Origin of the sequence: Klebsiella sp. C283, from assembly GCF_048822555.1 — a bacterium.
GTDB lineage: Bacteria > Pseudomonadota > Gammaproteobacteria > Enterobacterales > Enterobacteriaceae > Klebsiella > Klebsiella quasipneumoniae.
This window is the reverse complement of sequence record NZ_JBMEZS010000003.1, coordinates 409,468-432,758: the sequence shown is the minus strand read 5'-3', so window position 1 is coordinate 432,758 and position 23,291 is coordinate 409,468. Positions and strand designations below refer to the sequence as shown.

The window sequence follows — 23,291 nt, the reverse complement described above, 5'->3', positions numbered from 1 at the left end:
GATTAGCGTCCTTTAAAGTCCGGGGTACGTTTTTGTAAGAAGGCGTCGATGCCTTCGCGGCGGTCTTCGGTGGCGCTCAGCAGGGTGAACAGCTGGCGCTCCTGCTGGAGACCGGCCTGCAGGCTCACCTCCTGCGACAGGCGCAGCGACTGTTTCGCCGCCCGGAGCGCCAGCGGCGCGTGGCGGGCGATGGTGGTCGCCAGTTGCAGGGCATATTCATCGGTTAACGCCGCCGGATGGATATCGCTTACCAGTCCGGCCTGCTGCGCCTGACGGCCGTCAATACTCTCGCCGCTCAGCACCATCCGGCTGGCCAGCGCCTTGCCAACGCTGCGGATCAGCCGCTGGGTGCCGCCAGCGCCCGGCATGATGCCGAGGGTAATTTCCGGCAGGCCAAAGCGGGCGTTGTCCCCGGCGACAATCAGGTCGCACAGCAGGGCCAGCTCGCAGCCCGCGCCGAGGGCGTAACCGTTGACCGAGGCGATCAGCGGTTTGGGGAAGGCATCGATACGCGCCCACAGCCGCGGGCGGATATCATCCAGAGTCGCCGGGAGATCTTTCTCCGCCATCTCGTTCAGGTCGGCTCCGGCGGCAAAGAAGCGCGGATTGCCGCTGATGACGCAGACGCTGACGTTGTCATCAGCGGCCGCAGCCTCCAGCGCCTCGGCAATCCGGGTTAATAAGGCATTGTTCAGCGCGTTGCGGGCCTGCGGACGGTTGAGCGTCAGCTGCAGCACCCGGCCATGGCGGTGGATCATCAGCTCGCTCATGCCATCCCCCGCGCGTCAAAGTCGACCACCACGTCGCCGCTGGTGGGCAGCGCCTGGCAGCTCAGCACGTAACCCGCCGCCAGCTCATCCGCTTCGAGGCAATAGTTGGCGGCCATCGCCACTTCGCCGCGCAGCACTTTGCATTTACAGGTGGCGCACACCCCGCCCTTGCAGGCAAACGGCAGGTCTGCCCCCTGGCGCAATGCGGCATCCAGAATGCTGTCGTCTTCGGCGCTGAGGGCGATCAGCCGATCGCGCCCGTCCTGGCGGATGGTTACCGTGCGCCCTTCCGCCTGCACCCCGGCGGCGCGCTTAACGCTGCCGCCCGGCGTATTGAAGCGTTCGAGATGAATGGCGTGCTCCGGCACGCCGAGCTCGCGCAGGGTCGTTTCCGCCTCATCCATCATCGTCGCCGGGCCGCAGATAAAGGCCTCGTCGAAACGGCTGAAATCCAGCAGATGGTCCGCGAGCTGGCGCAGTTTGTCGCCATCGATGCGCCCCTGCAGCAGATCGCTGTCCATCGACTCCTGGCTGAACAGATGCACCACCTGCAGGCGCTGCGGATAGCGGTCTTTTAAATCGGCCAGCGCCTGGCGGAACATCATGCTGTGGCTGCTGCGGTTGCCGTAGATCAGCGTGAAGCGGCTGTGCGGCTCGGTGGCCAGGGTGGCGCTAACGATCGCCATCATCGGCGTGATCCCGGAGCCGGCGGCGATCGCCAGATAGTCGCCCTGCCGTTCAGCCTGCGGCTGATAGCCGAAATGCCCCTGCGGCACCATTACCTCCAGCTCCATCCCCTGCTGGATAGCGTGCTGGGCGAAGCGCGAGAAGCGCCCGCCGTCGATGGCTTTGACCGCGACGCTGATCTCTCCCGGCGTAGGGCTGCGGCAGATGGAGTAACAGCGGCGCAGCTCTTCACCGCCCAGTCGGGCTTTCAGCGTCAGATGTTGGCCCGGACGAAAGCAGTACTCCGCCTGCAGGGCTTGCGGAATCGCAAACGTAATGGTCACCGCATCGCGGGTTTCCGGCTCGACTCTCGCGACCTTAAGCGCATGGAACGTCGTCATGGCAACCTCAAATACATTTAAAGTAATCAAAGGGTTCCCGGCAGCTGTCGCAGCGATAGAGCGCTTTGCAGGCCGTGGAACCGAATTCGCTAATCAGCGAGGTGCGGGTGCTGCCGCAGCGCGGACAACTCACCTCGGCGGGCATTTCCGCGTGGCAGGCGTGCCCCTGCGGCGGGCTGATGCCGTACTGGCGCAGGCGCTCGCGGGCCTCCTGGCTCATCCAGTCGGTGGTCCACGGCGGGTCCAGCTGCAGGACGATGTGGACCGGCAGATAACCATGCTCGCTCATCACCGCGCGGATCTCGCTCAGCAGATGCTCCGTCGCCGGGCACCCTGAATAAGTCGGGGTAAAGCCAATCACCCAGCCGTCGCCGTGGCGCGCGACGCTGCGCACCATGCCGAGGTCGGTGATGGTGAGTACCGGCACTTCCGGGTCCGGGATCGCGCTTAACACTCCCCAGATGGCGCGCACCTCGGCGGGAGCGATGTCATCTAAACGTTGCATCGTCCCCTCCCTTACCACTGCAGGCCGGGATGGGAACGCTGCAGATATTGCATCTCCGCCAGCAGCGGGCCGAGATGTTCACTGTGCAGCCCCTGTTTGCCGCCGCTGCGAAAGGCCGCTTCCTGCGGGACCGGTAAGCCTGAGTCAAGCAGCGCGGTATGCACGGTGCTTTGCCATTCGGCCTGAAGCTCGCGCGGATCAACCGCAATGCCCTCCCCGGCCAGGCTGAGCTCCAGGTCATCGGCAAGGAACAGTTCGCCGGTGAAGCGCCACAGATTGTCGACCGCCTGCTGCATTTTGCGATTTGAAACCTCGGTGCCGTGACCAAGACGCTCCAGCCAGCCGCGGCTGAAGCGCTGGTGGTAGCGCACCTCTTTCAGCCCTTTGGCGGCAATGGCCGCCAGCTGCGCGTCACGGCTGTTCACCAGCCGGCTGTACAGGGCGACGTGCCAGACGTCGATAAAGAACTGGCGGGCGATGGTGTCGGCAAAATTGCCGTTCGGCTGCTCCACCAGCAGCAGGTTGCTGAACTGGCGCTCATCGCGGCCAAAGGCCAGGGTATCTTCATCGCCGCAGCCGTTAAGCTCGGCGGCATAGCTCAAAAAGTTGCGCGCCTGGCCAAGCAGATCGAGGCCGATATTGGCCAATGCGAGATCGATCTCCAGCTCCGGGGCATGGCCGCACCAGGCGCCTAAGCGCTGGGCCAGCACCAGGCCGTTGTCGCCAAGACGCAGAGCGTAGGTGGCTACAGGATTGGGGTTATTCATCGCCGCCTCACATGTGTTCCATGCCGTCCGGCACGGTATAGAAGGTCGGATGACGGTAGACTTTGCTTTCCGCCGGGTCGAAGAATTCGCCGCGCGCTTCCGGCTGCGAGGCGACGATTTCGCTGGCCTTCACCACCCAAATGGAGCAGCCTTCGCTGCGGCGGGTGTAGGCGTCGCGGGCGTTCTCCAGCGCCATTTGATCGTCGGCGGCATGCAGGCTGCCGACGTGACGATGGGAAAGCCCCTGTTTGCTGCGAACGAACACTTCATATAACGGCCAGTAAACTTTGCTCATGTTGTCTCTCCTTATGCCGCGCTGCGGGCCTGCAGTTTTTGCGCATGGGCCAGCGCGGCTTCGCGAACCCACTCGCCCTCTTCCCAGGCCTTACGCTTGGTGGCCAGCCGCTCGTGGTTGCACACGCCACGGCCGCTAATCACCTCGTTAAACTCCTGCCAGTCGATTTCGCCGAAGCGGTAGTGGCCGCTGGCTTCATCAAAGTGCAACTCCGGGTCCGGGACGGTCATGCCGAGGATCTCCACCTGCGGCACGGTGTTGTCGACGAAGCGTTGACGCAGCTCGTCGTTGGAGTGCAGTTTGATTTTCCACGCCATGCTGCGGGCGCTGTTCGGCGAGTTGTCGTCGTTGGGGCCAAACATCATCAGCGCCGGCCACCAGAAGCGGTTAATGGCGTCCTGCAGCATCTGCCGCTGGGCGTCATTACCCTGCGCCAGCGCCATGCAGGCTTCGAATCCCTGGCGCTGGTGAAAGCTCTCTTCTTTGCAGATTTTGACCATCGCCCGGGCATAGGGGCCGTAGGACGTCCGGCACAGCGCCACCTGGTTGACGATGGCCGCGCCATCGACCAGCCAGCCGATCACGCCGATATCGGCCCAGCTCAGCGTCGGGTAGTTAAAAATGGAGGAGTATTTCATCTGCCCGTCGAGCATCTTCTGATACAGATCTTCCCGCGCGCAGCCGAGGGTTTCCGCGGCGCTATAGAGATACAGCCCGTGGCCGGCCTCATCCTGCACTTTAGCCAGCAGGATCGCTTTGCGGCGCAGAGTGGGCGCCCGGGTGATCCAGTTGCCTTCCGGCAGCATGCCGACGATTTCCGAGTGCGCATGCTGACCAATCTGACGGATCAGGGTTTTACGATAGGCATCCGGCATCCAGTCCTGCGGTTCGATGGCCGTTTCCTGCGCGATGCGCTGGTCAAAGCGTTGTTCTTCTGTCACGTCATCACCTTTATGATTCCGATATTCACACAATAATCGTTTATGTGAATCACTTTGTTTATTGAAGGTTACATATTGGTTAAAGAAAACCACAAATTTTGTTTGCTCTTTTTGTGATAGCCTCCGCAAAACCTTTTGTAAACCACAACAAATACAGTTAATTAGGCCGAAAACATAACGTCATCGCGATCACAATGTTAATAATTTATTAAATACGCGCTTGCATTTTATGATTCATAAAAGAACTATTTATAGACATTCCACGTAACATATTTGGAGATTCGCGATGCAGCAGTTAGCCAGCTACTTATCCGGCGCCTGGCAGACCGGCCGGGGCCGCGCCCGTACTATCCATCACGCCATCACCGGCGCGGCGCTGTGGGAGGTGACCAGCGAAGGCCTGGATATGGCGCAGGCGCGCCGCTTCGCAATTGAGCGCGGCGGTCAGGCTCTGCAAGCCATGACCTTTATTGAACGCAGCGCGATGTTAAAAGCGGTAGCGAAACATCTGCTGGAGCAGAAAGACCAGTTCTACGCGATTTCCGCGCAAACCGGCGCCACCCGCGCCGACAGCTGGGTGGATATCGAAGGCGGCATCGGCACCCTTTTCACCTATGCCGGGCTCGGTAGTCGCGAACTGCCGGACGATATCCTGTGGCCGGAAGACGAGCTGATCCCGCTCTCTAAACAGGGCGGTTTTGCCGCGCGTCACGTGCTGACCTCGAAATCAGGCGTCGCTGTGCATATCAACGCCTTCAACTTCCCCTGCTGGGGAATGCTGGAAAAACTGGCCCCCACCTGGCTGGCCGGCATGCCGGCGATCGTTAAACCGGCCACCGCCACCGCCCAGCTCACCCAGGCCATGGTGAAGGCGATTGTCGACAGCGGCCTGGTGCCGGAAGGCGCCATCAGCCTGATTTGCGGCGGCGCGGGCGATCTGCTCGACCATCTCGACAGCCAGGACGTGGTGACCTTTACCGGCTCAGCCGCCACCGGCCAGCAGCTGCGGTCGCACCCCAACCTGGTGGCCAAATCGATTCCCTTTACCATGGAAGCGGATTCGCTCAACTGCTGTGTGTTAGGCGAAGACGTCACGCCGGAGCAGCCGGAGTTCGCGCTGTTTATCCGGGAAGTGGTCCGCGAGATGACGGCGAAAGCCGGGCAAAAATGTACCGCTATCCGCCGCATCATCGTCCCGTTGGCGCAGATCAATGCGGTTAGCGATGCCCTGATCGCCCGCCTGCATAAAGTGACCGTCGGCGACCCGGCGCAGGAAGGGATTAAGATGGGGGCGCTGGTTAATCACGAGCAGCGTCAGGACGTTCAGGAGAGCGTCAATAAACTGATTGCCGCCGGCTGCGAAGCGCTGCTTGGCGGACAGGCGGACCTCAGCGCGGCCGGGGCCTTTTTCCCGCCGACGCTGCTCTACTGCGCGCAGCCGGATGAAACCCCGGCGGTTCACGCCATTGAAGCCTTTGGTCCGGTGGCGACCCTGATGCCCTACCAGGATCGCCAGCATGCCCTGGCGCTGGCTCGCGCCGGCGGCGGCAGCCTGGCGGGAACGCTGGTCACCGCCAGCGGCGAACTGGCGCGCGAGTTTATCCTCGGCGCCGCCCGCGCCCATGGCCGTATTCAGATACTGAACGAGGCATCCTCGGTCGAGTCAACCGGCCACGGTTCGCCGCTGCCGCAGCTGGTGCACGGCGGCCCCGGCCGCGCCGGCGGCGGCGAAGAGCTCGGCGGACTGCGTTCGGTGAAACACTATATGCAGCGCACCGCCGTCCAGGGCAGCCCGACGATGCTGGCGACCATTGGCCAGCAGTGGGTGCGCGGCGCCCAGGTGAGCGAAGACCGCATTCACCCGTTCCGCAAATATTTCGAAGAGATCCAGCCCGGCGACAGTTTGCTGACCCCGCGGCGGACCCTGACCGAAGCGGATATCGTTAACTTCGCCTGTCTGAGCGGCGACCATTTCTACGCCCACATGGACAAAATCGCCGCCGCCGACTCGATTTTCGGCGAGCGCGTGGTCCACGGTTATTTCCTGATCTCCGCGGCGGCCGGTCTGTTCGTCGATGCCGGCGTCGGGCCGGTTATCGCTAACTACGGCATGGAAAACCTGCGCTTTATTGAACCGGTCAAGCCGGGAGACACCATCCAGGTGCGTCTGACCTGTAAGCGGAAAACCGTTAAACGTCAGCGTAGCGCCGAGGAGAAAGCTACCGGCGTGGTGGAATGGGCGGTGGAGATTTTCAACCAGCACCAGCAGGCGGTGGCGCTGTATTCCATTCTGACCCTGGTGGCGCGCCAGCAGGGGGATTTCCCGGCGTAATGGCGGAATCTGTTGGCCGAACCTTGAGCCATTGAGACTGCAAGCGGTGTGCAACGGTTTCGCCCCGGGAAGTCCTTTATGTTATCTGCGCCTTCAGCGTAGTTTGCGCTCCCGGTTGGTCCTCTGCGTTATGTCTCTTACGGCGCAGGGAGCGCACAGGCGGCGGCCCGTCGCCGCCGCCCCCTGTTCCCCCGGGCTCCGGCCAGCCCCGGCAGTTTCAGTCGCGCAAGTGGGTAAATCAAGGACAGGTCGCACGAACCCTCCAGGCCGGGTAAGGCGCAGCCGCCACCCGGCACAAAATCGGCTCCGTGCCCGCGGTCCTTGCCCGGCGGCGCTGCGCTTGCGCGGGCATACTGGCAGTCAGACCCGGACAGGTAGGCCGGGTAAGGCGCAGCCGCCACCCGGCAATAAAATCGGCGCACGTGCCCGCTGTCCTTGCCCGGCGGCGCTGCGCTTGCGCGGGCCTACTGGCAGTCAGACCCGGACAGGTAGGCCGGGTAAGGCGCAGCCGCCACCCGGCAATAAAATCGGCGCACGTGCTCCATGCCTCTGCGGAGGCATTTTTTACGTCCGTCTGGCAAACCTGACAAATAACCTGGCAAGAGCAAACAAACGCCCCGGCGCCGCGGGCTGGTAGCTTAAGGGTGACAAAGCCGACATTCGCAGCGGCAAAAGACAACACAACTATAAGATGAGGTCATCATGGCAAACGGCTTGAAATTTTCCCCTCGTAAAACCGCGCTGGCGCTGGCCGTGGCGGTGGTTTGCGCCTGGCAATCCCCGGTCTTCGCTCACGGCAGCGAAGCGCACATGGTGCCACTGGATAAAACGCTGGAGGCGTTTGGCGCTGACGTGCAGTGGGACGACTATGCGCAAATGTTTACCCTGATAAAAGACGGCGCTTACGTCAAAGTGAAGCCTGGCGCTAAAACCGCGATCGTCAACGGCAAAACCCTTGATCTGCCGGTGCCGGTGGTGATGAAGGACGGTAAAGCCTGGGTCTCCGATACCTTTATCAACGACGTGTTCCAGTCCGGTCTCGACCAGACCTTCCAGGTGGAAAAGCGCCCTCACCCATTAAACTCGCTCTCGGCAGCGGAAATCAGCGACGCGGTGACTATTGTCAAAGCCGCGCCGGAATTCCAGCCTAATACCCGGTTTAGCGAAATTTCCCTGCATGAGCCGGATAAAGCGGCGGTATGGGCCTTCGCCCTGCAGGGTACGCCAGTGGATGCGCCGCGCACTGCCGATGTGGTGATGCTGGATGGCAAACAGGTGATGGAGGCCGTGGTCGATCTGCAACACAAAAAAATCCTCTCATGGACGCCGATCAAAGGCGCCCACGGCATGGTGCTGCTCGATGATTTCGCCAGCGTGCAGAACATCATCAACGCCAGCAGTGAATTCGCGGCGGTGCTGAAAAAGCACGGGATTACCGATCCTGGAAAAGTGGTCACCACCCCGCTCACCGTCGGCTACTTCGATGGCAAAGATGGCCTGCAGCAGGATGCGCGCCTGCTGAAGGTGGTCAGCTATCTCGATACCGGCGACGGCAACTACTGGGCGCACCCGATTGAAAACCTTGTGGCGGTGGTCGACCTGGAAGCGAAGAAAATCATCAAAATCGAGGAAGGCCCGGTGATCCCGGTGCCGATGGAACCGCGGCCGTATGATGGCCGGGACCGCAACGCCCCGGCGGTGAAACCGCTGGATATTACTGAACCGGAAGGCAAAAACTACACCATTACCGGGGATACCATTCACTGGCGGAACTGGGATTTCCACCTGCGGCTTAACTCGCGCGTCGGGCCCATCCTCTCGACGGTGACCTATAACGATAACGGCAAAAAACGCCAGGTGATGTATGAAGGTTCCCTCGGCGGGATGATTGTCCCCTACGGCGACCCGGACGTCGGCTGGTATTTCAAAGCCTATCTGGACTCCGGCGATTACGGCATGGGCACCCTGACCTCGCCGATTGTACGCGGCAAAGACGCGCCGTCGAATGCGGTGCTGCTGGATGAAACCATCGCCGACTACACTGGCGCGCCGACCACCATCCCGCACGCTGTCGCCATCTTCGAGCGCTACGCCGGGCCGGAATATAAGCACCTGGAGATGGGCAAGCCCAACGTCAGTACCGAGCGCCGGGAGCTGGTGGTGCGCTGGATCAGCACCGTCGGCAACTACGACTATATCTTTGACTGGGTATTCCACGACAACGGCACCATCGGTATCGACGCCGGCGCCACCGGGATTGAGGCGGTGAAAGGCGTGCTGGCGAAGACCATGCACGACCCCAGCGCCAAAGAGGATACCCGCTACGGAACGCTGATCGACCATAATATTGTCGGCACCACCCACCAGCATATCTATAACTTCCGCCTCGACCTCGACGTGGACGGCGAAAACAACACCCTGGTGGCGATGGACCCGGAGGTGAAGCCCAACACCGCCGGCGGCCCGCGCACCAGCACCATGCAGGTGAATCAGTACACGATCGACAGCGAACAGAAAGCGGCGCAGAAATTCGACCCGGGCACGATTCGCCTGCTGAGCAACACCAGCAAAGAGAACCGCATGGGCAACCCGGTCTCTTACCAGATCATCCCTTACGCCGGCGGCACCCATCCGGCGGCGACCGGCGCAAAATTCGCCCCGGACGAGTGGATCTACCATCGTCTGAGCTTTATGGATAAACAGCTGTGGGTGACGCGTTACCACCCGAGCGAACGCTATCCGGAAGGCAAATACCCCAACCGCTCCGCTCACGATACCGGGTTAGGCCAGTATGCGAAGGACGATGAGTCGCTGGCGCACCAGGATGACGTGGTGTGGATCACCACCGGCACCACCCACGTGGCGCGCGCTGAAGAGTGGCCGATCATGCCCACCGAATGGGCGCACGCCCTGCTGAAGCCATGGAACTTTTTTGACGAAACGCCGACCCTCGGCGAGAAGAAACAGTAATCTTAACCCACGGTGAAATCGAGCAGGATTTTACCGCCTCTTCCCGGCTGGCCGGCGGCGGCAATCGCCTCCCGCCAGTCGTTCAACGCCACCCGCCGGGCCGGCGGTTGCGTGGTCGTCGGCAGCCGTTGCCAGATTTCGTCGAACGCCGCCCGCCATGCCGCCACGCTGAGGCCAGGCAGCGCCTCCCGCAGATGAAACTTGCGCACCGCCGCGCTGGCGCGCGTCTGGATCAGCGGCCGTCCGGATAATAAGCCATAGGAGATCAGGATCGACGATGCGGGCAGCACCGACAACAGCGTGTTCCCCAGCTCCCCGCCCACCGCGTCAAACACCAGATCGCTGTGCTGGCTGACCTTCTCCACCAGCGCCCGGTCGGCCTCGAGGATCGGATAGATCCCGGCCTGCTCCAGACGCGCCCGATGCTGCGGCGAGCGAATAATACCGCTTACCGAACGGGCGCCCATGGCCAGCGCCCACTGCCCCAGCAGGCTGGCGCAAGAGGAGGCGGCGGCGGTCAGCACGATCTGTTTCCCGGCAACCGGCCAGCGTCTGAGCATCAGCATCGCGGTCAGCGGATTGATATACCCGCGGGCGGCCAGCAGATCGTCCACCGCCGCGGGAACCGGCACCAGCCAGGTCTCATCCAGATCGATAAACCGCTGCCAGGTGCCGCCCCCGCGCAGGGGCAGCACCCGCTGGCCCGCGGTCAGTCGGCTGCCGAACGGCGCGGCGACCACCTCGCCAAGGCCTTCGTAGCCGGGCACGGCCGGCAGTCGGGTACGGTGGCGATAGGCGCCGGTAATGGGGATCAGATCTGAGGGATTCACCGGGGCATAGCGCATCCTGACCCGCACCCGTCCGCCGGCCAGCGGCGCCAGCGGGGTGCGTTTCAGCGATAGCACCGCGGCCGGCGGACCGTAGCGGTCATAAACAATGGCGTCATTGAACATCGACAGGCTCCAGACAACGAAAGGCGGGATCATAGCAGATCCCGTCCGAAGCCGCTTACGCCGGTGGCCAGACCTGGGGGAACAGTGGCGAATCCAGCGGGTCGCCGTCCCGCAGAGTCAGTTCGGGGAATGGCGGCGAGGTCACGCCGCCGCGGTCGGCAAACGCGGCGTCATCCCCCACCCAGCGGGCGGAGAAGACCCGTCGCGCCCGCGCCCCGGGGTTGCCGCGGGCGCCATGGACGGTGCGAAAATGGAAGGCCACCGCGTCCCCCGGCTCCAGCGCCCAGCTGACGATATCGTACTCATCCTCATGGGCGTCGATATCCGGCAGCGCGCTGAACCGGGTGTGCTCGTAGAGCTTTGTGCCATTGAAGCGAGTGGGACTGTACTCCGCCTCCCAGCGATGCGACCCGCGAATGCAGCGCAGCGAGGTGGCCTCCGCTACCGGGTCCAGCGGGATCCAGAAGCTGACGTTCTGCCGGCCGGAGACGCAATAGTACGGCTGATCATGATGCCAGGGGGTGACCGTGCTGCCTCCGGCGGGTTTGACCAGCGTATGCTCATGGAAAAATTTCGCCGTCTGCGACTGCATCAGCGCCGCGGCGATCTCCGCGGCCGCCGACTGGAAGACAAACTCGCTAAACGCCGGGATCCGCGACCAGTTACAGTAATCCTGAAAGAAAGGCGGCGAGCCATCTTTGGGGATCACCGTGCGCGCATGACCATATTCGCTGGGGCTGGCCATCAGCGCCGTGGCCCCCTCGGCGAGGCGCTCAACCCAGGGGGTAAAAACGCCCTTCAGTAATACCACGCCATCCGCCTGCCAGCGGTCGACAGTCGCTTGATCGATATGGGGAGAGTGTTGATTGTGCATCGCTTGGGTTCCTGTGTGGGTGGATCAGGTAAGCGGTTCTGCGGGCTCGGCGCGCATCCAGGCGCACAGCTGGCCCAGCATCGTCATACAGCGTTCGGTCTGGTCGATGCTGATGTACTCATCGGCCTTATGGCCCTGGGCCATGCTGCCCGGCCCGCAGACCAGGGTCGCGACGCCCATCTCATCGAACAGCCCCCCTTCGGTGCCGAACGCCACGGTGGAAAACCGATCGCTGCCGCACCATTGCGCCAGCCAGCGGGCGAAGTCGGACTGCGGATCGCTGAGCAGCGGCGGGTAGTGGCTCAACAGCTGAAACTGGATGTCGCTCTCACCGCCGACCCGGCGCATCTCCGGCAGCAGCCGGCGGCGGGCGTAGGCCGCCAGCGCCTCGGTGACCGCTTCGGGACGCATCCCCGGCAGGTAGCGGATCTCAAAATCAAAGCGGCAGGACTGCGGGACGATGTTCAGCGCGGCGCCGCCCTGAATGGTGCCCACCTGCAGGGTGCTGAAGGGCGGCGAGAAGCGGCTGTCCTGCTGCCGGGCCAGACCCGCGCCCAGCCGATCCAGGCGATTAATCAGCCTGGCCGCGTAGCGGATGGCGTTCACGCCCTGTGGGGCATAGGCCGAATGGCAGGCCTGGCCCTCGATACAGCAGCGCATGGCCAGTTTGCCTTTATGACCGAACACCGGCTGCATCTCCGTCGGCTCGCCGATGAGGCACAGCGCCGGTTTCTCCGGCGAGGCCTGCAGAAACGCCGCCAGGCTACGCACGCCGAGACAGCCGACCTCTTCATCATAGGAGAAGGCCAGATGCAATGGCATCCGCAGCGGCGCCGCCAGAAAGTCATCCACTGCCGCCAGCACGCAGGCGAGAAAGCCCTTCATATCGGCGCTGCCGCGGCCGTAGTAGCGGCCATCGCGCTCGGTCAGGCTAAACGGCGGCACGCTCCAGTCCTGCCCGTCCACCGGGACCACGTCGGTGTGGCCCGAGAGCATCACCCCGCCGCCGCCGGACGGCCCCAGGCGGGCGTAGAGATTGGCCTTACCGCCCGACGGGTCATAAAAGCGGCGGGACGTCACGCCGCGGGCGGCGAGAAAATCGGCGATCCAGTCGATCATCGCCAGGTTCGAATGGCGGCTGGTGGTATCAAAGGCCAGCAGCGCGGCAAGGATCGCTCCCGGCGTGTTATTCATCGCCAGGCACGCCATAGGCCGGCGCCTCGCGCGGGTCGAGCGCCCGGGTAATATAGGCCTCCATTTGCGGCTCCCACGCCAGCCACAGCTGCTCAAGGGCCGCCAGCGGATCCGCCTCCGCCCAGTCAATGCGCAGGTCGACCACCGGCCACGGGTAATCATCCACCACCTTCACCGCCGCCGAGTGGACCGGGCCGGCCTCGCCCCCGGCGACGATCCCGGCGCGCAGCCCGGCCAGCAGCCGGCTGGCCAGCTCACCGGTGGCGGCCTCAAAGGCGCCCACCATCGCGGCGATCACGCCCTGACTGGCCAGCATATTGCCCGCCGCCACGCAGTTATCCCCCGCCAGGGCGCCGCCGATCCCGAGGGTGAACTCCCCGCTGAACACCGCTGTGTCGCCGTTGGCGTCAATCGCTGCGACCTGGCGATATTCGCGGAAGCGATCCTCCGCCAGAGCCTGCTTCATGGCCTGCTCAACGCTGGCCCCCGCCTCGATCGCGCTGAGGATCTGCGGCCCCAGCGACGGCAGGGTAATATTCTGGCTGGAAACCGCCCCCACGCCGGGCAGCAGCCACGGACAGCGCGACCCGACGGCCATGCTCGATGAACTAATGGCGATGCCCAACTGACCCGTTTCCGGGCAGCGGGCGGTAAGGGAGAGGGTCATTCTGCCGCCTCCCCCTGCCAGTCGTCGGGGATCACCGCCGTGACGTCAATCTCCATCAGCCACTGCGGCTGCGCCAGGGCCGACACCACCACCCCGGTGGAGATGGGGAAGACCCCTTTCAACCATTTGCCCACCTCCTGATAGACCGGCTCGCGATAGCGGGGGTCGATCAGATAAGTGGTGGTCTTGACGATATGCGAGAGGTCGCTGCCGGCCTCTTTCAGCAGCTGTTCGACATTCTTCATCGCCTGCTCCGCCTGGGCCCGCGGGTCGCCGAGGCCGATCAGGTTGCCGGCGAAATCGGTGCCGACCTGGCCGCGAACGTAGACGGTATTCCCCGCCCGCACCGCCTGGCACAGATCGTTATTCAGCGCCTGGTTCGGGTAGGTCTCTTTGGTGTTAAACATGCGAATACGGGTATGGGTTGGCATCAAAGCACTCCTTCAGGAATCGGTTATCAGGACGGCTGGTAGCGCTGATACTGGCGCTGAATGGCGATCTGGTCGGCAATATATTTGGCATCGTGCCAGACGCCCCAGATAAAGGTGGACCCGCGCCGCGACAGCCACGGCAGGCCGAGGAAATAGACCCCCGGCTCCGTCGACACGCCGCGGTGATGCTGCGGCCGCTGCGCGTCATCGAAGGCGTTGACCTTCAGCCAGCGATAATCGGTGGTATACCCGGTCGCCCAGATGATGGCGCCGATCCCGGCCTCGGCCAGGTCGAGGCTAAGCAGCGGGTCGCTGACGCAGGCCGGGTCGGGCAGAAAGTCACGGGCGGAGGGCTCTTCGGGCAGATCCAAACCGTTGCGCGCGACCCAGTCGTCGGCGGCGTCGAGCAGCGCAAGATAGGAGGCATCGCCGCGGCGGATATTCTCCGCCAGGTCGGGGTGGAACAGCGCCCTGGCGCCGTCAAAGCCGCGGGTCTGCCCCACCAGGGTGACCCCCTGATGCGCCAGCTGGCGAAAATCGACGGTATGGCCGCCGCGCGCGCCGCTCACCGCGATAGTGACATGCTCTTTCCCCGGCGCATTGGCCGCAGCGTCCCACATCCCCAGCACGCCGAGCCACCAGCAAAAATCGCGCTGGCGATAGCGACGCGGCGGCCGGTCGTGCGCCCCCACCGACAGCCACACCGCGCGTCCGGCACGCTGTAGCTCATCGGCAATCTGCACGCCGGAGGATCCGGCCCCCACCACCAGCACGCCGCCCTCCGGCAGCTGCTGCGGATTAAAATAGTGCGCCGAATGGAGCTGCTGAATAGCCTCACTCTGCGGGGCGATGGCCGGGATCGTCGGGCGCTGGAAGGGTCCGGTAGCCGCCACGATCCGCTGCGCCTCAATAACCCCCTCGGAGGTGTCGACACGAAAGCCCGGCCGCCCGGCGAGGCGTTCGGCGCTGTACACCTCCACCCCGGTGCGGATCGGCGCATTGAAGCTGCGGGCATAGGCGGCAAAATAGTCCGCAACCTGCTCTTTGCCGACAAAGCTGTCCGGCGGGCAGTCAGGGAACACCATCCCCGGAAACCGATCGTGCCAGGCCGGGCCGTTGGCCACCAGCGAATCCCAGCGCCCGCTGCGCCAGGCCTGGGCAATACCCTGTTTCTCCAGCACCAGATGGGGGATATCCAGCCGGGTCAGATGCTCGCTCATGGCGACGCCCGCCTGCCCCGCGCCGACCACCAGGGTATCGATCTCGGTTATCTGTTCAGTCATTTCTCTATCCTTCAAGCACAGTTGCCGACGAGGTCGCCGGAATTGACGGCTTTCAGGTTATTTAACTGTGACGAATTGGTAAAATATTATAAAACGATCGACTGAATAGAATTTTACGAGGCTGAGTGGCGACAGAAAAAATAACGCCTGCCGGATCGACAGGCATTATTTCAGCCGTGAGAGGGGGTTAATTCGATACTGCGACAATATTCCATAAACAGTTGCGTCGGCCGCGTCGGCTCATTATTAGCGAGGTGCGCCATAATTAAGGTTGAGGCGGGCATGTCGTCGGCAATATCCCGCTGCACCACCCTTTCGCCATCGTAGGTCATATCGCAGCAGGGCCGGGTGACCAGCACCGAAAAACCGAGCCCCTGGCCGACCATACAGCGCACCATTTCGATAGAGGGGGAGCTGTAAGCCACTTCCGGGTGATAGCCCTTTTCCTTAAAGATGGAGATGAAATAATTTTTACTCGGGACCGCATCGAGGAGGATCATCGGCTCGCGACTCAGCTCCTGCAGCGTCACCTGCGCCTTTTGCGCCAGCGGATGCGCGGCGGGCAGCAGCGCGTAGGGTTTATGCGGAGCATTAAGCCGCTCTTTATTGATCGAGTGGCCGAGCTCCAGATCGTAGACCAGCGCCAGGTCGAAGCGGCCGCGGTGCAGGCCATGCATCAGCTCATGCTGTTCGCCGTCATACAGATGCAGCGTAATTTCCGGATAGCATTTCTTAAACCCGGCCACCAGCTTCGGCATATACAGCGGGGCCACCGACTCAAAGCAACCAATGGAGATCATGCCAGAAACCAGCTCCTTATCCGCTCGCGAATTCTGCTCAAATTCCCACGACAGGCGCAGCAGCTCCTTCGCTTTATCGTAGATCCGCCGACCGCTGGAGGTGAGCGAGACGCCCTGCGCGTGGTGGCGAATAAACAGCTGCTGGTCGAAGGTGCTCTCCAGATTCTTAATAGCAATGGAAATCGACGGCTGCGCAATGTGCAGTTGGCGGGAGGCCTCGGCGATACTCTCCGTCTCCACCACGGTGACGAAATATTTGAGCTGCTTCAGGGTAAATCGGTTCATAGCATCACCATTGATAAAATATGGTCCGGCGCACGCGGGGAATAGTTTTCCTCTAAGTCCCAAGCAATCCGCGTGCCACCCGCGAAGAATGGCGGCGCATTGCCCGCCAGGGGGCGATATTATTTTTTCTCCTCCCGCGCCGGCGCGGTTTATTTCCCCGTTTGCACCATCATGCATCACGCTGCACATTGAGCAGGCAGCGGTCGCCCCAGTTTCGCGCAAAATAACCTGTCCGCATAAAATGGCGTTATTAAATTACAGCTATTGTTTTTAAATTGTTTACGCAAAGTGTCCTGATAATCACTTTAAATTCCATATCGTTAATAACGCTGTATAGTTTTTTTAAACTTAAAGACCAAAAATTTACTAATTGCCTCTGAAAGCATCCTGCCAGCATAGTGTATTCGCACGATGAACACCGGCGGCTCCCCATTAATGCACAGCCGAGCCGCTTTCATTTAGGTTAATTATGACGAGTGAAATAGCCCATGACGTTTAACTGGAACTACATGTTAAGCCTGCTCAGCGATGCCGATTTTTGGTGGGCCACCTGGACCGTCATTAAATTAAGTCTGCTGACCTGGGGCTGCAGTATTGTGCTCGGATTTATTCTGGCGCTGGCTAAACAGTCGCCGCGCGGCTGGTTATCCACCCCTGCCCGGCTGTATATCTGGTTATTTCGCAGTATGCCGCTGCTGGTCCTGCTGATTTTTGTCTACAACATGCCGCAGGCGCTGCCCTCCTTCGCGCCGGTGCTGAACGACCCCTTCTGGGCCGGTCTGCTGGCGATGGTCCTCAGCGAAGCAGCCTATATCGCCGAGATCCATCGCGGCGGGCTGCTTTCCATCCCCCGCGGGCAGAGTGAAGCCGCGCGGGCCCTGGGTTTGCGCTACGCCGGGATCCAGTGGCGGGTGATCATTCCCCAGGCGCTGCGCGTCGCCCTGCCGGCGCTGGCCAATGAGTATATCGCCATCGTGAAGCTCAGTTCGCTGGTGTCGGTGATCTCCCTGACCGAAATATTGATGGTTGGCCAGCAGCTCTACTCGCAGAACTTTCTGGTCATGGAGACCATGACCGCCGTGGCGTTTTATTACATCTTTATCGTCACGGTGTTCGATTTTCTGCTGAAACGGCTGGAGAACTACCTCGATGTCACCCGACGCGACACCGCCCGGCCGGTGGATGCCGAGATGCAGCAGTTGGCGACCGCCCGCCGCCCGGCGATGGCGCGCAGCGTCTCCCAGGGCCAGGAGCCGGCGCTGCAGGCCTCTAAGCTGCATAAGGCCTACAACAACGTCGAAGTGCTGGGAGCGGTGAGCCTGCAGATCCAGCCCGGCGAAGTGGTGTCGGTCATCGGCCCGTCAGGCTCGGGAAAAACCACCCTCATTCGCCTGCTGAACGGTCTTGAGCAGATCGACAACGGCGAAATTCAGATTAACGGCCAGCCCTTTATTCATCTCGACCGTCAGGGGCAGCAGAAGCCGCGCTTTATGGAGAATGCCGAACACCGTCTGAATATCGGCATGGTGTTCCAGAGCTTCAACCTGTTCCCGCATCTGACCGTGTTCGGCAATCTGCTGCTGGCCCCGCGCTATCACCATCTGGCAAGCGACGCGGAGCTGCGCCAGCACGCCTGCGAGCTGCTGCACAAGGTGGGCATGCTGGAACACGCCTGGAAGTATCCGCACCAGCTCTCCGGCGGTCAGCAGCAGCGAGTGGCAATCGCCCGCGCCCTGATGATGCGTCCGCAGATCATGCTGTTCGATGAGCCCACCTCGGCGCTGGATCCGGAAAAAGTGAATGAGGTGCTGCAGGTTATCGAATCCCTGGCCCATGAAGGCATCACGATGGTCATCGTCACCCACGAGATGAACTTCGCCTTCAAAGTGTCTGACCGGATCGTGTTTATGGAGAAAGGCCGGGTGGTGTGCGATGACACGCCGCAGGCGATGCGCAGCGGGCAACACCCGCGGGTCGAGGCCTTTCTGAAAGATGTTTCTCTGGCTTAACTATCGGGACGTGAAGAGGAAAAACTATGATTGCGCAGTGGCAAATTGAGCAGTTTCATCAGCAGGGTTATCTGGTGGTCGAAGGGGTGCTTTCCGCCGCCGACATCGCCACTCTGCAGAGCGATTTTGACGGCTGGGTCGAGGAGAGCCGCCGCCACGCGTCGGCGTGGGGGGAAACCCTCGACGGGCGGCCGCGCTTCGATATCGAACGCGACCATGCTCCCGACCATCCGTCGCTGCGCCGGGTCGCCTCCCCGACGGAGATCTCCGAAGCGTATCGCCATACTGCGCTCAACTCGCGGATGGCGACCATCGCCGCGCAGCTGATCGGCGGCAGCGGCACCCGCTTTCACCACAGCAAAATTAACTCCAAGCTGCCGCACACCGCCACCGAGGTGAAATGGCATCAGGATTTCCTCTTCACCCCGCACAGTAATGACGACATCATCACCGCCCTGCTGATGGTCAGCGAGGTGACGCCGGAGAATGGCCCGCTCAACGTGGTGCCGGGCAGCCATCAGGGGCCGCTGTGGTCCCACTGGCAGGAGGGTCGCTTCACCGGAGCGGTGGATGACGAGGTGGTGACGGCTCACTGCCAGCAGCCGCAGGCCTGTTTTGGCCCGGCGGGCTCAGTCTGCTTTATGCATACCCGCCTGCTGCACGCCTCCAGCCCCAACGAAACCGCCCTGCCGCGCACCCTGTTCATCAGCGTCTACGCCGCCGAGGATGCGCTGCCCTACGGCGAAAACCCGCTGCCGAGCCGCCATGCCGGCCAGCTGGTGGCCGGGGAAGAGAGCGGTCTGGTGCGCAGCACCGATAACCAGCTTCGTCTGCCGCAGAAGCCGCGCGGCGCTTCGTTTTTTGTTCAGCAGGCCGGTGCCGATCGCGCCAGCATGTAATTCGCCCACACTACGGAGGTTTTATGACACGCTTTTTCGCACCACGCCCGCTGGCTCTGCTGCTCTGCGCAGCGGGGGCTCTGACATCCCTGAACGCGCTGGCCTTCCAGCAAAGCGGCAAGATCACCGCCGGTTCGGACATGACCTTTTTCCCTTACGAGTATATGGAGAACAACAAGCCGGCGGGGTTTGATATTGAACTGCTCGACGGCCTGGCGAAGAGCATGGGCCGCGAGGCGGTGAATATCGATACCCGCTTCCCCAACCTGATCCCTGGGCTGCAGGGCGGGCGCTTCGATATCACCAACTCGTCGATGTACATTACCGCCGAGCGCCTGAAGGTGATCGACATGGTGCCGTACCTGAAAAGCGGGGAAGCGATCCTCGCCCGTAAAGGGAGCGACTATCAGCCAAAGACCCCGGAAGACTTCTGCGGGCATAAAATCGGCTCGATGGGCGCCACCTCGTGGCTGGCGCAGTTGCAGAAGCTTTCCGCCGACTACTGCGTGAAGAAGGGGCTGAAGCCGATTGCGCTGAGCGTCTATACCACCGACCCGCAGACCACCCAGGCGCTGCTGTCGCGCGCAGTGGATGCGCAGATCACCGACGCCGCCGTGGCGCGCGGGGTGGTGGAAAAGCTGGGCGACCGGGTGGTGATCGCCTCTGACACCCTGATCTATCCGGTGCTGAACGGCTTTGGCGTTAAAAAAGGCAACACTGAGGTGAAAACCGCCCTTGAAGAGGCGCTGAAAAAATACAGCGCCACGCCGGAATACGCCGCTCTGCTGAAGAAATATCGCTTCCAGGCGCCGACGGCAGAGGATCTGCAGACCTTGATGCCAAAAGCGGAGTAATGCCCATGCGCGATACCGATGAAGAGCAGATCCGCATCGACCTGGCGGCCACCTTTCGCATCATTGCCCATCTTGGCATGCATGAGGCGGTGGCCAACCATTTCAGCGCCGCGCTCTCCGCCGACGGGAAGACGTTTTTACTGAACCCGAAGTGGAAACACTTTTCGCGCATCCGCGCCAGCGATCTGCTGGTGCTGAACGCCGATGATGAAAGCTGCGCCGCGCGCCCTGACGTCGATGCCACCGCGTGGGCTATTCACGGGCAGATCCATCAGCGGCTGCCGGACGTGCGGGTGGTGCTGCATCTGCACCCGGTGTACACCACCAGCCTCGCCTGTCTGGCGACGCCGCAGATCCTGCCCATCGACCAGAACACGGCCCGCTATTTTAACCGGGTCGCCGTCGATACGCTGTACGGCGGGATGGCGGACACCGCGGCAGAAGGGGCCCGGCTGGCGGGGCTGCTGGCGGATAAACGCCGTCTGCTGATGGGCAACCACGGGGTGCTGGTGACCGCCCCGACCATCGGCGAAGCGTTCGACGATATCTGGACCCTGGAGCGCGCCTGTCAGATCCTGATCACCGCCTGGTCAACCGGCCAGCCGCTGAAGGTGCTGTCAGACGCGGTGGCGGAAAAAACCGCCCAGGACTGGGAGAAGATTGCCGATTTCTCCCGGCAGCACTTTGCCGAGATGAAGCAGTTGATGATCGACCTCGATCCCTCCCTGGTGGACTAACCCCGCGCCAGCCCGGGTCAGCCCGGGCCATCGCTGGCCGCCGCCAGCAGCGGCACGATGATATCGCTGAGCGGCGTCGGTATGCCGTGCTGACGCCCGCGACGCTGCACCACCCCGTTACGAATATCCCACTCCAGCGGTCGGCCATGCAGGCGATCGATCAGAATAGAGGTGCTCAGGTCGGCAGGCGCCCGATGAAAACCGGCGATGATCTCCTCCGGCACGCTGTCGCTCAGGACGGCCCCTTCCGCCCGCGCCACCTGCAGGCATTCGCGCAAATAGGCCAGTCCGAGAGCGGTGATCTCCTCCCGGGCGAACATCCCGGCGCGTCGTCCGGTCAGCACCATCAGTCCGGCGACGGCGTTCTGCAGCAGTTTACGCCAGGCCAGGGTGGTAAAATCGGCCGCCAGCTCCACCGCGCAGCGGGTTCCCGCCAGCGCCTGCTGCACCCGCTCCGCCCCCGGCAGGTCCGGCAGCGTCAGTCGCGGCGCGGCGCGCAGCCAGACGGAAGCATCGGCGTCGCGCTGCGCCGGAAACCAGACCACCGACGGCAGCACCGTCGCGCCGCCGGTCAAAGGGGCAAACTGCTGGCGCTGCTCGACGCCGTTTTGCAGCACGCATACCACGGTGTCCGGCGAACACAGAGCCGTCAGCCAGGGGGCGATGGCCTCCGTCTGGGTGGCCTTCACCGCGACAAACACCAGGTCGAAGGGGGCGGCTATCGCCGTCGGGTCGGTGAGCACCGGGCCGGGGACCACGATCTCACCCTCATCAGTGCGCAGCACCAGCGACGAATGGGCAGTGCGCCCGCAAACCACCGGCGCCCTTCCCACCGCAAACAGGGCGGCGGCGATAGTCGTGCCGATGGCGCCGGGACCAATTAGTGCAACCTCAGGAAATGCTGTCATGCCGAAGACCTCCTCATCATTCACCGCCCTGCGCGGGCAAAGATTGCCCTCCACAGTAGCGAGAAAGCGCGGAGGTCGGCAAGCGGGATGTCGGGAAAAGCGATGCGCCTTCCCCGACGGAGGGCTAGTAACGCACGCAGACCGATTTGGTTTCGCACCAGCCGTCGAGCCAGTCCGGGCCGAAATCGCGACCGGTACCGGACTGCTTCATGCCGCCGAACGGCAGGTTGGCGTCAATCAGGGTATGGCTGTTGACCCATACCGTCCCGGCCTGCAGGCGGTCGGTATAGTTGAGAGCCTGGGTCAGGTCGCGGGTCCAGACGCTGGCGGTCAGGCCGAAATCGCTGTCGTTGGCCAGGCGCAGCGCCTCCTCGCCGTCAGCCACCCGCACCAGGTTCACCACCGGGCCAAACACCTCCTCGCGGGTAAGGCGCAGCCCGGCGTCCGGGTTGACCACCAGCGTCGGCGGTATATAGTACCCCCCGGCATCCGGCCCGGCGCTGCCGCTGATTAGCTCCGCCTTCTGCTGGCGGGCCTCTTCGAGGTAGGCCGCCACCTTGTCGCAGTGGGCCCGGGAGACCACCGGGTTGATCTGCGCCGTCTCCTGCATCCCCGGTCCCACCTGCAGCGATTTCACCGCCTGTTCGAAACCGCTGACCAGGGTGTCAAACAGCGGCGCTTCAATGTAGATCCGCGAACTGGCGGCGCAGACCTGTCCCTGGTTGAGGAAGCTGCCGGTCATCAGCCCTTCAATGACCCACTGGGGATCGGCGTCTTTGAGCACAATCGCCGGGTTCTTGCCCCCCAGCTCCAGCGTCACGCGGGTCAGACGGTCGGCGGCCACCCGCGCAATCTGTTTCCCGGTGGCCGTCGAGCCGGTAAAGCTCACCTTCGCCACCTGCGGATGTGAGGTCAGCGCCGCGCCGCAGCAGGCGCCGCTGCCGGTGACCACGTTGAACACCCCGTCAGGAATGCCCGCCTGGGTCGCCAGCTCCGCCACCCGCAGCAGGGTAAGCGGGGTGGTTTCCGAGGGTTTGATGACGATCGAGCAGCCCGCCGCCAGCGCCGGCATCACCTTCCACATACCGATCATCAGCGGGAAATTCCACGGAACGATGCCCGCCACGACCCCCACCGGCTCTTTTTTGGTCCACGCCTGGTAACGGGCCCCTTGCGGGAACGGGATCGAGACGTCCAGCGTCCGGCCGCTGATTTTGGTGGTCAGCCCCGCCGTGTAGCGCATCCAGTTCAGGGTGCAGCCGACCTCGAAGGCGCGGGAGATGGCGATGGATTTACCCTGCTCAAGGGTCTCCAGCTGCGCCAGCTCCTCGCCGTGCGCCTCCACCAGATCGGCAAAGCGCAGCAGGATGCGCTCACGGTCGGCCGGAGTGCGACCGGCCCAGCGGCGATCGACGAAGGCGCGCCAGGCGGACATCACCGCCCGGTCGACATCCGCCGGGCTGGCGTCGGCGGTGGTGGCGATCGCCTGCCCGGTGGCCGGATCCCAGACGGTTAACCGGTTTTCGCTCTGCGCGGCGCAGGGAGCGCCGTCGATATACAGGCCATGCTGACGGTCTAAAAACTGCTGGACGCTGGCAAGCAGCGCTATCTGAGAGGTGGACATACCCTTTCCTTATTCTTCGCGGATAGTGCTTTCAGTCTATGTCCGGTTGGCAGCTGGCGCTTTTTTCTCTGTGACATTCGTTTGCGCCGCTGTGACAGTCGCCGCAATTCCGTCGCCTGCCCTGAC

General features: G+C 62.8%; 21 protein-coding genes. 6 read left to right on the top strand and 15 right to left on the bottom strand.

The features are described from left to right. Nucleotides 1-2 precede the first annotated feature (2 nt). The 6 genes from paaF to paaA are packed head-to-tail and all read right to left on the bottom strand — an operon-like array spanning nucleotide 3 to nucleotide 4,345. Complete coding sequence (gene paaF / locus ACOI7Z_RS07795) at nucleotides 3-770, bottom strand: 2,3-dehydroadipyl-CoA hydratase PaaF (RefSeq protein ID WP_087849854.1); 768 nt, start codon at nucleotides 768-770, stop codon at nucleotides 3-5. Continuing rightward, nucleotides 767-1,837 carry a 1,2-phenylacetyl-CoA epoxidase subunit PaaE gene (gene paaE, locus ACOI7Z_RS07790; RefSeq protein WP_087849853.1) on the bottom strand — a complete coding sequence of 357 codons (1,071 nt, stop codon included), beginning with the start codon at nucleotides 1,835-1,837 and terminating at the stop codon, nucleotides 767-769. The genes paaF and paaE overlap by 4 nt, the downstream gene beginning before the upstream one ends. A gap of 7 nt (nucleotides 1,838-1,844) precedes the next feature. Further along, complete coding sequence (gene paaD / locus ACOI7Z_RS07785) at nucleotides 1,845-2,342, bottom strand: 1,2-phenylacetyl-CoA epoxidase subunit PaaD (RefSeq protein WP_023289453.1); 498 nt, start codon at nucleotides 2,340-2,342, stop codon at nucleotides 1,845-1,847. An 11-nt stretch (nucleotides 2,343-2,353) separates the two neighbouring features. Then, complete coding sequence (gene paaC / locus ACOI7Z_RS07780; protein WP_087849852.1) at nucleotides 2,354-3,109, bottom strand: 1,2-phenylacetyl-CoA epoxidase subunit PaaC; 756 nt, start codon at nucleotides 3,107-3,109, stop codon at nucleotides 2,354-2,356. Nucleotides 3,110-3,116: 7 nt separating this feature from the next. Then, entirely contained in the window at nucleotides 3,117-3,404 is a 288-nt protein-coding gene (paaB, locus tag ACOI7Z_RS07775) for a 1,2-phenylacetyl-CoA epoxidase subunit PaaB (protein WP_023289451.1), read from the bottom strand. An 11-nt stretch (nucleotides 3,405-3,415) separates the two neighbouring features. Beyond that, the gene (gene paaA / locus ACOI7Z_RS07770; protein WP_240513463.1) at nucleotides 3,416-4,345 is read right to left on the bottom strand and encodes a 1,2-phenylacetyl-CoA epoxidase subunit PaaA; all 930 of its coding nucleotides are present in this window, start codon (nucleotides 4,343-4,345) and stop codon (nucleotides 3,416-3,418) included. Nucleotides 4,346-4,631: 286 nt separating this feature from the next. On the opposite strand from paaA, the gene paaZ reads away from it, so the two are divergent. Continuing rightward, nucleotides 4,632-6,677 carry a phenylacetic acid degradation bifunctional protein PaaZ gene (gene paaZ / locus ACOI7Z_RS07765; protein WP_050534148.1) on the top strand — a complete coding sequence of 682 codons (2,046 nt, stop codon included), beginning with the start codon at nucleotides 4,632-4,634 and terminating at the stop codon, nucleotides 6,675-6,677. A gap of 702 nt (nucleotides 6,678-7,379) precedes the next feature. After that, nucleotides 7,380-9,647 carry a primary-amine oxidase gene (tynA, locus tag ACOI7Z_RS07760; RefSeq protein WP_087849849.1) on the top strand — a complete coding sequence of 756 codons (2,268 nt, stop codon included), beginning with the start codon at nucleotides 7,380-7,382 and terminating at the stop codon, nucleotides 9,645-9,647. A gap of 2 nt (nucleotides 9,648-9,649) precedes the next feature. On the opposite strand, the gene ACOI7Z_RS07755 is transcribed toward tynA, so the two are convergent. The 7 genes from ACOI7Z_RS07755 to ACOI7Z_RS07725 form a co-directional block, all read right to left on the bottom strand. After that, on the bottom strand, nucleotides 9,650-10,633 hold the full coding sequence (locus tag ACOI7Z_RS07755) for a zinc-dependent alcohol dehydrogenase family protein (RefSeq protein ID WP_072413118.1): 984 nt from the start codon (nucleotides 10,631-10,633) through the stop codon (nucleotides 9,650-9,652). 22 nt (nucleotides 10,634-10,655) lie between these two features. After that, on the bottom strand, nucleotides 10,656-11,474 hold the full coding sequence (locus tag ACOI7Z_RS07750) for a phytanoyl-CoA dioxygenase family protein (protein WP_087849848.1): 819 nt from the start codon (nucleotides 11,472-11,474) through the stop codon (nucleotides 10,656-10,658). 24 nt (nucleotides 11,475-11,498) lie between these two features. Next, a complete protein-coding gene (argE, locus tag ACOI7Z_RS07745; RefSeq protein WP_372405403.1) occupies nucleotides 11,499-12,683 on the bottom strand; it encodes an acetylornithine deacetylase in 1,185 nt (394 codons plus the stop codon). Continuing rightward, on the bottom strand, nucleotides 12,661-13,335 hold the full coding sequence (locus ACOI7Z_RS07740; RefSeq protein ID WP_044522615.1) for a DUF1028 domain-containing protein: 675 nt from the start codon (nucleotides 13,333-13,335) through the stop codon (nucleotides 12,661-12,663). Before ACOI7Z_RS07740 ends, argE begins: the two co-directional genes overlap by 23 nt. Then, a complete protein-coding gene (locus ACOI7Z_RS07735) occupies nucleotides 13,332-13,766 on the bottom strand; it encodes a RidA family protein (RefSeq protein WP_004190423.1) in 435 nt (144 codons plus the stop codon). The genes ACOI7Z_RS07740 and ACOI7Z_RS07735 overlap by 4 nt, the downstream gene beginning before the upstream one ends. Nucleotides 13,767-13,792: 26 nt before the next feature. Then, on the bottom strand, nucleotides 13,793-15,049 hold the full coding sequence (locus ACOI7Z_RS07730) for a flavin-containing monooxygenase (RefSeq protein ID WP_023289443.1): 1,257 nt from the start codon (nucleotides 15,047-15,049) through the stop codon (nucleotides 13,793-13,795). Nucleotides 15,050-15,219: 170 nt separating this feature from the next. Continuing rightward, complete coding sequence (locus ACOI7Z_RS07725; RefSeq protein WP_023289442.1) at nucleotides 15,220-16,134, bottom strand: LysR substrate-binding domain-containing protein; 915 nt, start codon at nucleotides 16,132-16,134, stop codon at nucleotides 15,220-15,222. Nucleotides 16,135-16,622: 488 nt separating this feature from the next. On the opposite strand from ACOI7Z_RS07725, the gene ACOI7Z_RS07720 reads away from it, so the two are divergent. The 4 genes from ACOI7Z_RS07720 to ACOI7Z_RS07705 are packed head-to-tail and all read left to right on the top strand — an operon-like array spanning nucleotide 16,623 to nucleotide 20,633. Continuing rightward, nucleotides 16,623-18,143 carry an amino acid ABC transporter permease/ATP-binding protein gene (locus ACOI7Z_RS07720; RefSeq protein ID WP_023318097.1) on the top strand — a complete coding sequence of 507 codons (1,521 nt, stop codon included), beginning with the start codon at nucleotides 16,623-16,625 and terminating at the stop codon, nucleotides 18,141-18,143. 26 nt (nucleotides 18,144-18,169) lie between these two features. Continuing rightward, nucleotides 18,170-19,042: a phytanoyl-CoA dioxygenase family protein gene (locus ACOI7Z_RS07715; RefSeq protein WP_086075385.1), complete on the top strand. Its 873-nt coding sequence runs from the start codon at nucleotides 18,170-18,172 to the stop codon at nucleotides 19,040-19,042. A 23-nt stretch (nucleotides 19,043-19,065) separates the two neighbouring features. After that, on the top strand, nucleotides 19,066-19,896 hold the full coding sequence (locus ACOI7Z_RS07710; RefSeq protein WP_087849846.1) for an ABC transporter substrate-binding protein: 831 nt from the start codon (nucleotides 19,066-19,068) through the stop codon (nucleotides 19,894-19,896). 5 nt (nucleotides 19,897-19,901) lie between these two features. Beyond that, nucleotides 19,902-20,633, top strand: a complete 732-nt coding sequence (locus ACOI7Z_RS07705) for a class II aldolase and adducin N-terminal domain-containing protein (RefSeq protein ID WP_032452631.1) — start codon at nucleotides 19,902-19,904, stop codon at nucleotides 20,631-20,633. A gap of 17 nt (nucleotides 20,634-20,650) precedes the next feature. Here the strand turns inward: ACOI7Z_RS07705 and ACOI7Z_RS07700 are convergent, their stop codons facing one another. Together ACOI7Z_RS07700 and ACOI7Z_RS07695 are read right to left on the bottom strand one after the other, a co-directional pair. Beyond that, on the bottom strand, nucleotides 20,651-21,541 hold the full coding sequence (locus ACOI7Z_RS07700; RefSeq protein ID WP_086075384.1) for an oxidoreductase: 891 nt from the start codon (nucleotides 21,539-21,541) through the stop codon (nucleotides 20,651-20,653). Nucleotides 21,542-21,665: 124 nt separating this feature from the next. Then, the gene (locus ACOI7Z_RS07695; protein WP_087849845.1) at nucleotides 21,666-23,165 is read right to left on the bottom strand and encodes an aldehyde dehydrogenase family protein; all 1,500 of its coding nucleotides are present in this window, start codon (nucleotides 23,163-23,165) and stop codon (nucleotides 21,666-21,668) included. Nucleotides 23,166-23,291 lie beyond the last annotated feature (126 nt).